Here is a 15,005-nt window from a genome sequence, read left to right on the forward strand (position 1 = left end):
GACGAACCGTTCGAGCGACTGCCCGCTGACGACGGCCGACCGGCCGCGCGGGTCGTCGCTCACTCCTGGAACTCCATCACGGTCTCGCCGCGGACGGACACCGCGGCGACGAGGACGACGACGGCGTAGAACAGTCCGACCGCGGTAGCGACGATCACGCCGGAGACGCCGAGGATCGACGCCGTCTCCGTCCACGGCTGGGACGGCTGGAAGACGGTCACTCGGGCGACCCAGGCCGCGAGGAGGATGAGAAGCAGCGCGAGGTACGACCGGCGGAGCCGGTGGGTGAGCGCCTCGCGCATGGTCAGGTGGAACTCGGGGTTCCGGAGGTCCTGGGCGAGGCGGGTCTGCCAGTCGGCCGCGTCCGGCGACGGCGCGTACATCTCGGCGTAGAGGTCCGTCTGGAGGATCCTGACGCGGTTTCGCCAGACGTCGTACTCGCGGTAGCGGGTGGCTTCCATCACGAGGAACGCCGAGACGCCGAACACGCCGATCAGGATCACGTAGTGGGGGTTGTCACCGCTGGAGAACGCCCAAGTCAGGATCGCGCCGACGACCACGACGGCCCAGTTGGTCGTCTGGTCCAGCCGGCCCCGCCAGGAGGCCGTCCGCTCGACCTCCCCGCGGTAGAAGTTCCCGGTCAGGCTGGCCATCGCCTCCTCTTTGTCGATCCTCCGCGAGTCGGCATCGGTCTGCGCCGCCGAGGGTTCCGAACCGTCTTCGACCATCTCTGCGATGCGTTCGGCCCCCACCCGGATAGCTAGCGGGCCCTTACCGGGGGTTTCGGCGACGCCGGATCCGCGCGGAGGGCCGTGTCCGTTGGTACCTGACAACAACCGTTTTCAGCGCGTCGTCGGAACAGTCGCGTATGGACCACCGGCTGCTGGGCGGTATCGCGGCGGTCGTCGCGATCCTGACGCTCCCGCTCGGGCTGCTCGCCGGACTGTTCGTGAGCTTCGAAGCCGCGGCCGTGGTGTTCATCGTCGGGTGGTTCCTCCTCACGCCGCTGATCCCCATCGTCGGCAACGAGATCTGGCCGGCGCTTCGCGATCGGTCTGGGAGTTCCGACGAGTCCGCCGAGGAGAGCCCGCTGGAGGAACTCAAAGCGCGCTACGCCCGCGGGGAGATCGACGACGCGGAATTCGAGCGGCGGATGGAGCGGCTAGTCGAAGTCGAGGACGGCAGGGCCGGCGGCAGTGCGAATCGGACCGAGCGGGAGCTGTCGATGGAACGGGAGTGACTACTCGTCGCGCGCGTCGGTCGGCGCGAACAGGTTCTCGTGTCGCTCGGCGAGGTTGGCGTAGTCGCCGGAGTTGAACGCCTCGAAGACGGCCTCGGGGTCGATCGCGGTCTCGGAGAGCGGGGTGACCGAGGCGGGCATCCCGCGGACGAACGACTCGGGCGGGACCTCGTAGCCCGGCGGGACGACGGTGCCCATCGCGACGATGCTGCCCGAGCCGATAGTGGCGTCGCTGACGGTGGAGTTGAAGCCGACCAGGGCGCCGTCTTCGACGGTTGCGTCGTTGAGGACGGCGCCGTGGCCGACCATCACCTTCTCGCCGATCGCCGAGACGTGGACGGTGGCGTTGTCGCCGACGGCCGACTGCCGGCCGACGCGCACCGGCCCGACGTCGCCGCGGAGGACCGCCCCGGGCCAGACGTTGGCGTTGGCTTCGACCGTCACGTCGCCGACGACGGTCGCCTCGCGACTGACGTGGGCGTAGCCGTGGACGTCCGGCGCCGTCCCCTCGAAGGCGTACTCGCGACTGTCCATACAGCGTGCGACGGGTTCCCACGCCTAAACTCTTGACCCGCCGCGCGACGGCGCGGCGGCCGGATCCGGCGGTTCGCGATCCCGCGTCGCCCCTCGTTTCGAGTGGAACCGGACGGGAACCGGCGCGGCGGACCGGGACGCGAACGCCTTTCAGCCGGCCGGGTGACACGTCGGGTATGACGCGCTCCGCCGTCCAGCTGTACACGCTCCGCGACGTCGACCGCCCGTTCACCGACGTGCTCGAACTGGTCGCCGACGCCGGCTTCGACGGGGTCGAGTTCGCCTACCGCGTCACCGAGGCCGACCCCGACGCGGTCGTCCAGACGCTCGACGAGACGGGACTGGACGTCGCCGGCGCCCACGTCCCCATCGACGAGCTGGAAGGCGACTTCGAGGAGACGGTCGCGTTCTACGACGAGCTGGGCGTCGAACACGTGGTCGTCCCGTGGCTCGACGCCGAGCACTTCGAGTCCGTCGAGGCGGTCGAGGCCGCGGCCGCGCGCCTCGCGAAACTCGCCGACGAGCTCTCCGCGCACGGGATGGCGCTGCACTACCACAATCACGACCACGAGTTCACCGACCTCGACGGGGAATCCGGGTTCGACGCCTTCCTCGACGAGACCTCCTTCGGGATCGAACTCGACCTCGGCCTCGCGCTCGCGGCGGGCGACGACGTGGTCGAGCGACTGCGCGCGCTGGGCGACCGCTCGCAGCTGGTCCACCTGAAGGACTACGACGTGGAGGCGGGCGAGTCCGTCCCCGTCGGCGAGGGCGACCTCGACCTAGACGGGATCGCCGACGCCGTCGCGGCGAACGACAGCGAGTGGCTGATCTACGAGTACGAGGGCGCGGACCCGGTCGCGTCGCTCGAACGGGCCGGTTCGCGGACGAACGAACTCTGTTGACCGGACGCAGGTGAATTCACGGCCGGGTCCGCAGCCGGCGACAGGTCACACCGCCGCCGTCGACCGCACCCTTTAGGCCCGCCCCTCGCCTTGCCTCGGTCGATGGACGTCACCCTCCTCGGCACCGGCGACACGACGGGGACGCCGACGCCCGGTTGCGACTGTGACACCTGCGAGCGCGCGGCGGAACTCGGCGTCGAGCGCTCCCGGTTCTCGGTCCACGTCCGCAACGAGCGCACCGGCGAGTCGCTGCTGGTCGACGCCAGCCCCGACTTCCGCCAGCAGTTTCTCGCCCGCGACGTCCCGCTCCCCGACGCCGCCGTCGTCACGCACATCCACTTCGACCACCTCGACGGCCTCGGGCACGTCTACCGCCTGCTCGACCGCCTCCCGGTGTACGCCGCCGACGAGACCGACCCACAGACGGACGAGAGCGTCGCCGAGACCGTCCGCCGCCGCTACGACTACCTCGACCAGGTCGAGGTGCTCCCGCGCACGCCCTTCGAGCCCATCGAGACCTGCGGGTTCGAGGTGACGCTCGTCCCCGTCGACCACCCGCCGCTGCACTGCTACGGCCTCGCCATCGAAGACCCCGAGACCGGTGCGAAGCTCTCGATATCGGGCGACACGACGTACGACATCGGGGAGGCGTCCCGGGCCGTGCTCGACGACCCGGACCTGCTGCTCGCCGACGGCATCGTCCCCGCGGAGTACTGCGAGCACCACCCGGCGGGCGGCGCGCACTTCGACGACGACGGCCTCGCGCGGACCTTCGGCACGAAGCACATGACCGTCGAGGGCGCGCAGGCGCTCGGCGCGGACCTGAACGCCGACGAGACCCGGGTGGTCCACGTCTCGCACTTCCTCGACGCCGACCGCGCGTTCGACGACCCCCTGGCCGTCGACGGCGAGCGGTTCGAACTCTGAGCGGACGCGACGGCCAGACGCTCCCGTCGCCGGGAGGGTCTCGGAGGTACAAGAGCGCGGCCGGGCAACGCTGGTCGGAGCTTCGACAATGTCAGAACACACGCGGCGACAGTTCGTGCGACTCGCGGGGGTCACGGCGCTCGGGGCCGCCGGGACGGCCACCGCTGTGGCCCAGAGCGACGACGAGACCGGAGGCGAGTGGACCGCGGCGGAGTCGCCGACGGACAAGCCGCTCAACGACGCGGTCGAGACGAGTCGGGGGCCGTTCGCCGTCGGCGGCGGCGGCGACGTCGTGGGGCGGACGGCCGACGGCTGGCGGAAGGTCGTCGAGTACGGCCCGCAGGCCCGCAGTCGGCCGCTCACCGGCGTGGACGTCACCGACGACGGCGCGGCCATCTGGTTCGTCGGCGGCAGCGGCGTCATCGGCGAGTACAACGTCGAGACGAAGACGCTGACGAACTACTCGGCGCCGAAGGGCAAGACGAGCACGTGGGAGGACTGCGCCGTCCGCGGCACGGCCGGCGAGAACGAGCGGCTCTACTTCGTCAACGGGTCCGGCGAGCTGCTCGTCGGCGTCCGGCAGGACAGCGGCGCCGTGAAGTACCGGGACGTGGTCAAGCCCGGCGGCGGGTCGACCATCCCCGGCATCGACTTCAACTCGCGGTCGAACGGCCACGTGGTCAGCACGAGCCAGTTCGTCGCGCGGTCGAGCGACGGCGGCGAGTCGTGGACCCGGATCGGTATCGACTTCGCCGGGACGAGTTTCTTCGACGTCGCGAGCGTCGGCCCGAGAGACGTCAACGTCGCGGCCGGCAACGGCATCGTCTACCGCTACGACGGCTTCCGGTGGACGCCCCACGTCATCGACGACGGCAGGCAGAGCATCCGCGCCGTCGACCGGACGGCCGACGGGGGCGTCGCCGCCGGCGACGGGGGCAAGGTGTACGACCGCGTCTCGACCGGCCAGTGGGAGCGCACCCAGACGCCCGTCGAGACGAAACTCCGGGGCGTCGCGTACGGCACCCGCGGCGTCGACGTCGCGGTCGGCAACAACGGCCGGATCGTCGAGCGGGTCCGCGACGGGAGCGGCGGTGGCGGTACCACCGCGACCACGTCGCCGGACGGGACCGCCACGGCACCCGTGACCGAAACCGCCACGGAGACCTCAAACGGGACCGCCACCGAGACACCGAACGGGACCACCACCGCGACGGCGACGACCACTCCGACGCCGGCAGAGACGCCGGCGTCGACCGAGACGAACGCGTCGGTCGCGTCCGTCGAGCGCGCCCAGCCGCTGTGGGTCGCGCCCGAGTGGGTAGAGACGTACCGCGAGGGCGTCTGGGTGTAGGACGACCACGGCCGCCCGGCCGAAATCTTTTTTCGCCCCAGCGGAGTACCCCGAGTCGAATGCAGTCCGCTCTCGCGTGGCGCTGGCGCCCGCCCGCTTCGAGAGCGGACAGTGTCGCGACCGCGGGCGGCCGGGCCTAACCCGGCCGCGCCGGGCGCGGCGCTCCCTCGTTCTCCCGACCGATTCGCCCGCCAGCCACCGCAGCCCCACAGACACACATGCACGACGACACAGCGACCGACGCACAGACGGCACAGGAGCCGACAGAAACGGACCGTCCGGACGAGTTCACCGTCACGCCCTACGACGTGGAGGGGACCGTCGACTACGACCGCCTGCTGGAGCAGTTCGGCGCCGACCGGCTCACCGACGAGCAGATCCGCCGGTTCCCCGACCACCCGATGCTCCGGCGGCGCGTCTTCTACGCCGGCCGGGACGTCGACGGGTATCTCGACGCGGCCCAGGCCGGCGAGACTCACTCTATCGTCACCGGCATCGGCCCCTCGGGACCGATGCACCTCGGCCACGTCCTCGTCTTCTACCTCGCGAAGCGACTGCAGGAGGCGACCGGCGCGTACGTCTACGTCCCGCTCTCGGACGACGAGAAGTTCTACGCCAAGGACCTCTCGTTTGCGGAGATCGAGGCGGCCACCCGCAGCAATCTCAGGGACCTGCTCGCGGTCGGCTTCGACCCCGAGCGCACGCGGATCGTCGTCGATCGACTGGACGCCGACGTGCTCTACCCGCAGGCCGCCCGCGTCGCCGCCGGCATCACCCAGTCCACCGTCGACGCGACCTACGGCGACCCCGACAACGTCGGCCTCTCGTTCTACCCGGCGATGCAGGCCACCCATCTGCTCCTCCCGCAACTCGTCCACGGCCGCCACCCGACGCTGGTCCCCATCGCCGTCGACCAGGACCCCCACGTCCGGGTCTGCCGGGACGTGGCCGCCAAGGAGCGCTTCGACGTGGACAAGCCCGGCGCACTGCTCGGGAAGTTCCTGCCCGCCCTCGACGGGCCGGGGAAGATGTCCTCCTCGTCGGACGCGCCGGCCATCGAGTTGACCGACGACCGCGAGACCGTCCGCGAGAAGATCATGCAGTACGCCCACTCCGGCGGCCGCGTCGACGTCGACGAGCACCGCGAGCACGGCGGCGATCCCTCGGTCGACGTGGCCTACCAGTACCTCCACACGTTCTTCGAACCCGACGACGAGCGCGTCGAGGAACTCGCGGCCCGGTACCGCTCGGGCGAGTTGCTGACGGGCGAACTGAAGGAGATCGCCGCCGAGCGGATCGGCGACTTCCTCGCCGAGCACCGGGAGCGACGCGACGCGCTCGGCGACCTGGAGGAGGAACTCGAGCCGTATCGGCTCACGGGGGACGAGCGAGCGCGACTGCGGCCGTCGGTGTTCGAGTGAGAGCGGCGGACGAGTTGGCCCCCGCCGAGTTCGCAGCGCGTGGCCCCGCCGAGTTCGCAGCGCGGCCATGTCGATTTCCGGTTCCTGATCGGCTTACGGCCGGGTACTTGCCGGTTACAATCGCGGCCAGAGCGGGATGAACTGTCTGAAGACTTATTAGTACTACCCCTGTCCGGTGGGCCATGTCGACAGAAACGAACAGTCGGGGGGCGCCCTACGACGGGCAGCTGTTCGAACTGTACACGAAGTACGTACGAGAACCGGAGTCGAAGATGGACGTCTACGGGTACACCCTGCTCGTGACGGGGTACCTGCTGGCTATCGGGGGGATGCTGGTCTACCTGCTCGGGCCGAGCGGCACGGGGGCCGCGACCGATACCGTGTACCTGGTGCGGAAGATCGCGGTGTTGCTGGCCGCACCGGGCCTGCTGCTGTCGTTGCTCGGGATCGTGTCGCTGTTACCGGTGACCAACCGGAGCCTCTACGCGGCCGTCACCGGGACGGTCGTCGGGCTCGCGGCGGTCGTGATGTTCGGGATGTACTACCCGCGGAACTGGCACTTCGGGACGCCGAGCTACAGCGGGCAGATCATCGCCGTCTACACCGCGGGCGTCGCCGTCGTGGCCGGGGTGGTCATCATGGTCCCGGTCGTCACGGGCGAGCGGAGCTACTTCTCGGAGACGACGGTCGGCCACGAGTACGAACACCCGGACATCGCTCTCGGGAAGACCGACCGCGGCGGGCTGTTCGCGGTGTTCAAGCGGAACACGGAGTGGAGCTGGCGGTTCATCGACCAGAACGCCGTCGCGGGCAGCACCGGATCGTTCCTCTCGCGGCTCGAAGCGGAGGAGCGGGTCGACGCGGTCAAAGAGCAGGTCGCCGACGCGAGCCTGCTGGAGATCAAGCACGCGGCCTTCCGGCTGTACGAGGGCGGCGACGGCCAGTGGCAGTGGCACCTCTTGCGCGACGACGGGGGCGCCGTGGCGGAAGGCGGGCGCGACTTCGAGTCGCGGGACACCGCGGAGTCGGCCATCAACGTCATCAAGGACCACGGCCCTGACGCCGACGTCATCGTCCGCGACGAGGCCGCCTTCGACGTCCAGCAACGCGGCTCGGACTTCGTCTGGCGGCTCGTCGACGAGGACCGCAACCCGCTCGCCGAGGGCGTCGAGACCCAGAACGACCGCTCGGGAGTGCGGGCCGACATCGACGCGTTCCGCGAGCGAGTCGGCGAGGCGACCGAACTCGCCGTCGACGCCTACGGCGTGGAACTGCGCTCGGCCGACGACGGCTGGCGCTGGCACCTCCGCGACGAGGCCCACCGCCGCCTGGCGTCGAGCGCGGGCGCCTACGAGTCGAAGGGCGTCGCCGAGGAGGCCGTCTACGACCTGCTCGAACGGGTCGAGCGCGCAAGCACCGTCGTCGCCGGCCAGCCGACCTACGACGTCTACCAGACCGGGAGCGACTGGGCGTGGCGCCTCGTCGACGAGACGGGATCGCCCGTGGCCCGCGGCGTCGAGACCGTCGGCGACGCCGAGACGGCCGCCGCCGGCGCCAGGGAACTGCAGTCCCACGCCGGGTCCGCCGAGGTCGTCGAGATCGAGGACCTGGAGTTCGAGACGTATCGGCGCGACGGCGCGTGGCACTGGCGGCTCGTCGACTCCGAACGCGCGGTCCACGCCCGGAGCACGGACGCCTACGAGTCCGACGAGGAGGCCACCGCGGTGGTCGAGCGCGTCCGCAGCGAAGCGCCCGAGGCGGACCTCATCGAGTTCGACACGGCCGCCTTCCAGGTGTACGAGGCCGAGGGCGGCGCCTGGCGCTGGCGCCTCATCGACGAGGACGGGACGGTCCTGGCCGACTCCGGCCAGGGCGAGTACGAGTCGAAAGACGACGCCATGAGCGCGATGATGACCCTGCAGGAGAACGCGCCCGACGCCGAGCACCTGGAGATCGAGAACGCGGCCTTCGAACTGTTCCAGGACGACGGCGGCTGGGGCTGGCGGCTCGTCGACGACATCGGCGACACCATCGCCGACAGCGCGCGGCGCTACGACTCCGAGGAGGCCGCCCGGCAGGCGATGGACGCCCTCGTCGGCTCCGTCAGCGACGTCGGCGAGCGCCGGATGCGCGACGGCATCTTCCAGGTCTACGCCGACGGCGACGACGAGTGGTGGTGGCGGTTCGTCCGCCCCGACGGCCGGATCGTCGCCGAGTCGCCGACGGAGTTCGGCACGCGCCACCAGGCCGAAGCCGCCGTCGAGTCGCTCGCGGCCGACGCGACCGACGCGCCGGTCGCCACCGTCGGCAGTCTCGCGGTCCGCCTCGACCCCGACGACTGGCACTGGGAACTCGTCGACGCGGACCGCGAGTCCGTGGCGACCGGGCACGTGACCTACGAGGACCGAGAGGCGGTCGCGGCGGCGGTCTCGGACCTGCAGTCCTCGGCGGCCGACGCGACCGTCTACGAGATCCGGGACGCCGCGTTCGACTGCTACCGCACGGACGACGGATGGACCTGGCGGCTCGTCGACGCCGATCACGAGACCCTCGCCCGCGCGTCGACGACGTACGACGGGCGCGAGGCCGTCGAGTCCGCGGTCGGCCTGGTGAGCAGGCTCGCGCCGGACGCGGACGTCCTCGACTACGACGACGTGGCCTTCGAACTCCAGGAAGCCGACGGGGGCTGGACGTGGCGGCTCGTCGACGAGGAACAGCGCGTCGTCGGGGCCGCCGCGGGCTATCACGAGTCACAGGCCGCCGCGGAGCGGGACATCGAGGCGGCCCGCGAGGCGTTCGGGGACGCGAGCGTCCTCGAGATCGACTCCGCCGCCTTCGAGTTCCACCGCACCGACGAGGGGTGGACCTGGCGGCTCGTCGACGACCACGGCGAGGAGCTCGCCGAGAGCATCGCGACCTTCCAGAGCCGCGTCGAGGCCCAGGAGGACCTCTCGACCATCAAGTCGCTCGGCCCGGACGCCTGGGTCTCCACGGCCGAGTAGGCGAGTCCCCGTCCGGGCGTCGCCGGACCCGAGGCCGCCGGTCGTGGCGACGTACCCGGGGCGGCCGGCCGTGACGACGAACGCGCGAACTGCTTTCCGATCGGGCACCGAACCCGCTGTCGTGAACGCGCGAGCGACCGGAATCAGCGCCGTGTTCGCCGCCGTCGCGGGCGCCGCTCTGTGGCCACCTCAAGCGGTCTACTGGACCGCCGTGGCCGAGCGGATCGGCGAGGCGCCCACGTTGGCGGTCGTGATCGCCGTGGCGGTCGGTCTCGGCGGCGCGTTCGCGACGATCGCGGACATCCGACCGCAGGAGTTCGCGATCGGTGCCGCGACCGCGTACGGCCTCGGGATGGCGGCCATCGCGGTGGTGATCGCCCCCGACAGCCCGGTTCATCTGGGCCTCTACGGCGGCATTCTCCTCTGTCTCGTCGCGGGCGCGGTCGGCGCGGGCCGCCGCGCGACCGATGATTGATTTGAATGGGGCACCTGAAACGGGTGTGACCGACGCGACCGAGACGGCGGACCCCGAGAGTGACGCGCCGGGGGCGCCGACACCGGGACGGGACGGCGACGAACCGGTGGTCGAACTCGTCGACGTGACGCGGGCCTACGAGGACGGCGCCACGGTCGAGGCGCTGTCGGGCGTCTCGCTCGCGCTGGCCGAAGGGTCCTACACCGCCGTCATGGGGCCGAGCGGCTCCGGCAAGAGCACGCTGCTCAACCTCGTCGGCGGGCTTGACACGCCCACCGCGGGGGCGGTCCGGCTCGACGGACGGGACCTCGCGGCGCTGTCTGAGGACGAGCGGGCGCGGGTCCGCGGGCGGACGGTCGGCTTCGTCTTCCAGACGTTCAACCTGATGCCGCGGCTCACCGCCGTCGAGAACGTCGCGCTCCCCCTCGTCTTCCAGGGGTGGAGTCGCGCGGACCGCCGCGAGCGCGCCGAGGCGTTGCTGACCGAGGTCGGCCTGGGCGACCGGCTGGACCACCGGCCCACGGAGCTCTCGGGCGGGCAGCGCCAGCGGGTCGCCATCGCCCGCGCGCTGGCGGCCGACCCCGCCCTCCTGCTGGCCGACGAGCCGACGGGCAACGTCGACACGGAGACCGGCGAGCGGATCATGGCGCTGTTCGAGGAGTTACACGAGGCGGGGAACACCATCCTGCTCGTCACTCACGAACGCCACATCGCCGAGCACGCCGACCGGATCGTCCACGTCCGCGACGGCGAGATCGAACGCGTCGAGACCGTCGCGGAGCGCGTGGGCGGAGCGGACGAACGAGGGACGGGAACGGGGGCGGAGACCGGATAGATGGACCTCGCCGAGACGCTGCGGATCAGTCTCCGCTCGCTGCGGGCCCACCGCTTGCGCGCCGCGCTGACGGTCCTCGGCATCGTCATCGGCATCGCCGCGGTCGTCACCTTCGCCACCTTCGGCGCGAGCCTGAAGGCCGACGTCGTCTCGGAGATCGAGGGATCCAGCGCAAACGAGATCTATCTCGTCGCCAGCCAGACCGACGAGGGCGGGTTCGGCGGCGCCGGCCAGCCAGTGTTCACCGAGTACGACCTGCGGCAGTTGCGCGACATCGAGGGCGTCCAGCGAGTCGTCCCGCGAGGGATCGTCCCGGTCAGCGCCATCGGCCACGCGAACCAGACGGTCGCCCGCAGTCAGGTCACCGCGACCAACGCGACCGCGTTCGCGACCGCGGACTTCGAGGAGGGCCGCGCGTTCCGCAACGGCGAGCGCGAGGCCGTCGTCAATCGCCCCGCGGCGCGGCTGTTCGCGGACAACCTCTCGGCCGGCGACCGGCTGACGGTGACGCTCGCCGCGGGCGGTCGGGAGAACGTCACCGTCGTCGGCGTCGTCAACGGCACCGGCGGCCAGCTCCCCTTCGGGTCGTTCAGCGACCGGCCGCGCGTGTTCCTGCCCGCCGACCCGTTCTACCAGTCGGTCGTCCAGAGCCCGAACGCGGTCGCCAGCCAGTTCGTCTACCCGCAGGTGACGGTCGTCACCGCCCCCGGCGACACCACCGCGACGAAAGAGCGCGTCCGCGAGTACTTCGCGAGCGGGAACGCCGACGCCTCGCGGCTGGTCCCCGACGGCTACACCGTCTCGGCCCGGACCAACGCCGACCTGGTCGAGCGCATCGAGCGCATCGTCTCCCGGCTCACCCGCTTCGTCACCGGCATCGCCGTCATCGCGCTCGTCGTCGGCGCCGTCGGCATCGCCAACATCATGCTCGTCAGCGTCACCGAGCGGACCCGCGAGATCGGGATCATGAAGGCCGTCGGCGCCCGCCGCCGCGACGTGATGCAGCTGTTCCTCGCGGAGTCGGTGCTGCTGGGCGCGCTGGGCGCGCTCCTCGGCGTGCCGCTCGGCATCGCCGGCGGGTGGGTCGCGACGCGCTACGCGGAGATCCCGCTGACGCTCGCGCCGGGGTGGGCCGCTGCGGCCGTCGCCGTCGGGGTCCTGACCGGCGTCGTCGCCGGCCTCTACCCCGCCTGGCGAGCGGCCCGCGTCGACCCCATCGACGCGCTCCGGTACGAGTGAGGAGCGGGAAGTGACAGCCTGCCGCTACGCGTCGGCCATCACGCGGAGACGCTGTCCGCGGAGGACGAGCCAGGCGCCGACGAGCCCGAGCGCCCACTGGAGCGCGACGACCGACGTCCGGCGCCCGCCCGTCGTCGTCCGGGAGCTGACCATGGAGACGACGTAGTAGTCCCCGTCGTGCGTGACGAGTTCGTTCGCGCCGTCGAGCGGGTCGCTCGTCCGGTACTCGCCGGTTTCGAGCGCGGTCCGGACGCCCCTGGACGCGTCGCTGCTCGGTTCGGCGATGGAGTCGAGGGCCGCAGACTGCGAGACCGGGCGGATCGTGTACTCGACGGTGTCGTTGCCCAGGTCGTCGGCGACCGGTGCGAAAAAGCCCTCGCCGTAGACGTAGACGTACTGGTAGTCGTGCCGGAGGAACGTCGACGAGAGCCCGTCGTACCGCACGCCGCCGTTCGCGCGAATTGCGCGTTCGAGCATACAGGTCCGTTGCGGAAGCGCCTCGAAGCAGGCGACGGCCGGATCCACGTCCCTGACGCCGGCCGGCCGATCGACCGTGCCGTTGTCGTAGAAGGTGATCTCCTTCGGTTCGTAGGTGTAGCTGTCCGGGTCGCCGACGTCGAACGCGCCGACGACGAACGGGTTGAGGAGCAACGCGAATCCGAGGGCGACGTAGATCTCACCCCGCGTGGATCCGGGCAGGGACCGTGGCACAGACGACCGTCTCGCCGGTGTCCCATGATGGTGTCGATTCAATATCACCTCGGCCCGAGGCGCAACTTGGTGATCCGCCACGGGATACGGTCGTCAGCCCGAGGCGATGGTTATCATATATCTTATTGTACGACGAATCGGTAACTGCTATGTTATTTTTCGCCAGAACGCCGCAATCGAGATCCGTGACACACTAGATGGAGCATCTTTCGCCGTATAGCGAGTGTTTTCGGGCTATTTACCCGATGTTCCGAACTGAGATGATCTGACCTGAATCACCGGAACCGCCTTACGAAATAAAAGCGCCGAAGGCAGATTACCCCGATAGTAACGCACTCTACGACGCGATATCCCATATGCAGTCGCCATAAAGTGGCTTCGCGGCGGTTCAATTCAGTTCTGAAATACAATCATTGTAAGCAAATGATAGGATAGGTGTCGGGCTGCGTCCGACCGCCGATCAGTTGTCGGAGGCGAGGCCCTTGGCGAACTGCTCGGCGAACAGGACGTAGATGATGATGGTGGGTAGCGCGGCGAACAGCGCGCCGGCCATCCGCAGCCCGAAGTCGATACCCGACAGGTCGGCCCCCAGTCCGGAGAGGACGAGGGTGACTGTCGCCGCGGGGCTGGACGAACTCCCGATCAGCGTCAGGCTGAACAGGAACTCGTTCCAGATCTGGGTGAACTGGTAGATGAAGACGACGCCGATCATCGGTTTCGACAGCGGCAGGACGATCCGTCGGTAGATCGTCGTGATCGTCGCGCCGTCGATCTTCGCCGCCTCGACCAGCTCCTCCGAGAGCGTCATGTAGTACCCGCGGAACAGGAGCATGCAGATGGGGATCCCGTAGACGACGTGGGTGATCGTTAGCGAGAGTAGTCGCGCATGATCCGGTTCGAGGAAGGGCAGTTGCCACACCGGTGCGAGGATCTCGGCGAGCGGGAAGACGTTGATCCAGAAGTCCGACAGCGGCACCAGCACCGCCTGGTAGGGGATGAAGATGCCGATGAGGAACAGCACGAGCACGCCGAACTGGGCCCGGTCGCCCCAGTCGACCAGCGTCAGACCGTAGGCGGCGGTGCTGCCGAAGAAGACCGTCGCGATAGTCGCCGGCACCGTCATGATCAGGCTGTTGACGAAGCCGGTCGAGAGGTGGTCGATCGCGCGGCCCCACTTCTGCAGGGTGAACCCGCCCGCTCCCGGTGGGACGAACGGCGTCGTGCCGGTGACCGCGGCGCTGGTCTTGAACGAGGTGACCAGGCCGGTCCAGATCGGCGCGAGGAAAAACGCGAAGAAGAACGTGACGATCAGCGAGAGGCCGATCCGCCAGTAGTTCCACTCCGGCAGGATGTCCGCGAAACTCTCATCGACAGATTGGGTTGCTTTGCTCATGTTAGAGGCTCCCTTGTTTGTGCTGGTAGTGGAGATACGGCGCGATCACGGCGAGTGCCATCAGCAGTAGTATCGTCGCAATCGCCGCGGCGTAGGCCCAGTTCTGGAGTTTGAACGCTTCGCGGACCATCAGCGTCGCCAGGATGTCGGTGGCTTTGGGCACGCGGTACTGGCCGAACATCGAGAACAGGAACGTGAACGCTTTGAGCGCGAAGATCACGAGGATCACCGCCGCGCTCACGGACGACGATTTGAGTTGGGGGATAATCACGCGCCAGTAGGTTTTGAAGATGCTGGCGCCGTCGACCTGGGCGGCTTCGAACTGGTCGTCGGGGATCGACTGTAATCCCGCGAGGAAGACGACCATCGCGTAGCCGCTGAACTGCCAGATCAGCGCGAAGATCACCGCGCCGAGTACTAACTCGGGATTGCCGATCCAGTTGTACGGGCCCAACCCGACTACGCCGAGGAGGATGTTGACGAGGCCATTATTCACGTTGTACATCCAGAGCCAGAACTGGGCGGTGACGACGAACGACAGCGCCATCGGCAGCAGGTAGACCGTCTGGATCTGCTCTTTGAAGCGGATGCCCCGGTCGAGCATGATCGCCAAAAACAGGCCCAGTAGCATCGTCACCGTCGTGAACACGATCAACAGCACGAACGTGTTCTTACCCGTCGTCCACACCCACGGGTCGTTCATCGCCTGGACGTACATATCCAGGTCTAACTGCGAGAAATCCGGCCCCTTGTTGAAACCCTCGTAGTCGGTCAGGGAGATCAGCGTGTTGTAGCCGATCCCGCCGTACACCCCCAGTCCCATGATCGAGAAGGGGATGAACCAGTAGGGGAACGACCGAACGAAGTCGCTCTTCGAGTACACCCGGAGCTTCGTACGCCAGTCGCGTTCGGCGCCGCTACCGACGCTCTGGGAACCGGACACTGTGTCTTGCGAGCTTGCCATAAATTGTG

Annotated in this window: 14 protein-coding genes; 9 read left to right on the plus strand and 5 right to left on the minus strand. The window is 69.3% G+C overall.

Going from position 1 to position 15,005, the window contains the following annotated elements:
• Positions 1–59 precede the first annotated feature (59 nt).
• On the minus strand, positions 60–728 hold the full coding sequence (locus tag PSC72_RS13010; RefSeq protein WP_274321836.1) for a DUF2270 domain-containing protein: 669 nt from the start codon (positions 726–728) through the stop codon (positions 60–62).
• Positions 729–868: 140 nt separating this feature from the next.
• On the opposite strand from PSC72_RS13010, the gene PSC72_RS13015 reads away from it, so the two are divergent.
• Positions 869–1,240, plus strand: a complete 372-nt coding sequence (locus tag PSC72_RS13015) for an SHOCT domain-containing protein (protein ID WP_274321837.1) — start codon at positions 869–871, stop codon at positions 1,238–1,240.
• Here the strand turns inward: PSC72_RS13015 and PSC72_RS13020 are convergent, their stop codons facing one another.
• Positions 1,241–1,774 carry a gamma carbonic anhydrase family protein gene (locus PSC72_RS13020; RefSeq protein WP_274321838.1) on the minus strand — a complete coding sequence of 178 codons (534 nt, stop codon included), beginning with the start codon at positions 1,772–1,774 and terminating at the stop codon, positions 1,241–1,243. It lies immediately after the preceding gene.
• A 176-nt stretch (positions 1,775–1,950) separates the two neighbouring features.
• On the opposite strand from PSC72_RS13020, the gene PSC72_RS13025 reads away from it, so the two are divergent.
• From PSC72_RS13025 to PSC72_RS13060, 8 genes are all read left to right on the plus strand, one after another.
• Positions 1,951–2,679, plus strand: coding sequence for a sugar phosphate isomerase/epimerase family protein (locus PSC72_RS13025; RefSeq protein WP_274321839.1), 729 nt, complete (start codon positions 1,951–1,953; stop codon positions 2,677–2,679).
• A gap of 102 nt (positions 2,680–2,781) precedes the next feature.
• The gene (locus tag PSC72_RS13030; protein ID WP_274321840.1) at positions 2,782–3,606 is read left to right on the plus strand and encodes an MBL fold metallo-hydrolase; all 825 of its coding nucleotides are present in this window, start codon (positions 2,782–2,784) and stop codon (positions 3,604–3,606) included.
• Positions 3,607–3,694: 88 nt separating this feature from the next.
• Positions 3,695–4,957, plus strand: a complete 1,263-nt coding sequence (locus PSC72_RS13035; RefSeq protein ID WP_274321841.1) for a beta propeller repeat protein — start codon at positions 3,695–3,697, stop codon at positions 4,955–4,957.
• Between the two features lie 218 nt (positions 4,958–5,175).
• Positions 5,176–6,378, plus strand: coding sequence for a tryptophan--tRNA ligase (locus PSC72_RS13040; RefSeq protein WP_274321842.1), 1,203 nt, complete (start codon positions 5,176–5,178; stop codon positions 6,376–6,378).
• Between the two features lie 182 nt (positions 6,379–6,560).
• Positions 6,561–9,380 (plus strand): DUF1508 domain-containing protein, encoded by a 2,820-nt coding sequence (locus PSC72_RS13045; protein ID WP_274321843.1) that lies wholly within the window; start codon positions 6,561–6,563, stop codon positions 9,378–9,380.
• 121 nt (positions 9,381–9,501) lie between these two features.
• On the plus strand, positions 9,502–9,855 hold the full coding sequence (locus tag PSC72_RS13050; protein ID WP_274321844.1) for a hypothetical protein: 354 nt from the start codon (positions 9,502–9,504) through the stop codon (positions 9,853–9,855).
• Positions 9,856–9,880: 25 nt separating this feature from the next.
• Positions 9,881–10,690, plus strand: coding sequence for an ABC transporter ATP-binding protein (locus PSC72_RS13055; RefSeq protein ID WP_382261789.1), 810 nt, complete (start codon positions 9,881–9,883; stop codon positions 10,688–10,690).
• Positions 10,691–11,929 (plus strand): ABC transporter permease, encoded by a 1,239-nt coding sequence (locus tag PSC72_RS13060; RefSeq protein ID WP_274321845.1) that lies wholly within the window; start codon positions 10,691–10,693, stop codon positions 11,927–11,929. It begins immediately after the preceding gene.
• Positions 11,930–11,953: 24 nt separating this feature from the next.
• Here PSC72_RS13060 and PSC72_RS13065 read toward each other — a convergent pair whose 3' ends face one another.
• The 3 genes from PSC72_RS13065 to PSC72_RS13075 all read right to left on the minus strand — a co-directional run bounded on the left by PSC72_RS13065 (position 11,954) and on the right by PSC72_RS13075 (position 14,997).
• Positions 11,954–12,640, minus strand: coding sequence for a hypothetical protein (locus PSC72_RS13065; RefSeq protein ID WP_274321846.1), 687 nt, complete (start codon positions 12,638–12,640; stop codon positions 11,954–11,956).
• A 460-nt stretch (positions 12,641–13,100) separates the two neighbouring features.
• Complete coding sequence (locus PSC72_RS13070) at positions 13,101–14,033, minus strand: carbohydrate ABC transporter permease (RefSeq protein WP_274321847.1); 933 nt, start codon at positions 14,031–14,033, stop codon at positions 13,101–13,103.
• Position 14,034: 1 nt separating this feature from the next.
• Positions 14,035–14,997, minus strand: coding sequence for a carbohydrate ABC transporter permease (locus tag PSC72_RS13075; RefSeq protein ID WP_382261791.1), 963 nt, complete (start codon positions 14,995–14,997; stop codon positions 14,035–14,037).
• Positions 14,998–15,005 lie beyond the last annotated feature (8 nt).

The organism is Halosimplex aquaticum (genome assembly GCF_028747785.1).
GTDB lineage: Archaea > Halobacteriota > Halobacteria > Halobacteriales > Haloarculaceae > Halosimplex > Halosimplex aquaticum.

Bases quoted from the DNA above. Each gene is read 5' to 3' on its own strand.
- PSC72_RS13010 (WP_274321836.1), bottom strand. From the start codon at position 728: ATGGTCGAAGACGGTTCGGAACCCTCGGCGGCGCAGACCGATGCCGAC.
- PSC72_RS13040 (WP_274321842.1), top strand. From the start codon at position 5,176: ATGCACGACGACACAGCGACCGACGCACAGACGGCACAGGAGCCGACA.
- PSC72_RS13025 (WP_274321839.1), top strand. From the start codon at position 1,951: ATGACGCGCTCCGCCGTCCAGCTGTACACGCTCCGCGACGTCGACCGC.
- PSC72_RS13015 (WP_274321837.1), top strand. From the start codon at position 869: ATGGACCACCGGCTGCTGGGCGGTATCGCGGCGGTCGTCGCGATCCTG.
- PSC72_RS13070 (WP_274321847.1), bottom strand. From the start codon at position 14,033: ATGAGCAAAGCAACCCAATCTGTCGATGAGAGTTTCGCGGACATCCTG.
- PSC72_RS13035 (WP_274321841.1), top strand. From the start codon at position 3,695: ATGTCAGAACACACGCGGCGACAGTTCGTGCGACTCGCGGGGGTCACG.
- PSC72_RS13045 (WP_274321843.1), top strand. From the start codon at position 6,561: ATGTCGACAGAAACGAACAGTCGGGGGGCGCCCTACGACGGGCAGCTG.
- PSC72_RS13020 (WP_274321838.1), bottom strand. From the start codon at position 1,774: ATGGACAGTCGCGAGTACGCCTTCGAGGGGACGGCGCCGGACGTCCAC.
- PSC72_RS13030 (WP_274321840.1), top strand. From the start codon at position 2,782: ATGGACGTCACCCTCCTCGGCACCGGCGACACGACGGGGACGCCGACG.
- PSC72_RS13075 (WP_382261791.1), bottom strand. From the start codon at position 14,997: ATGGCAAGCTCGCAAGACACAGTGTCCGGTTCCCAGAGCGTCGGTAGC.
- PSC72_RS13060 (WP_274321845.1), top strand. From the start codon at position 10,691: ATGGACCTCGCCGAGACGCTGCGGATCAGTCTCCGCTCGCTGCGGGCC.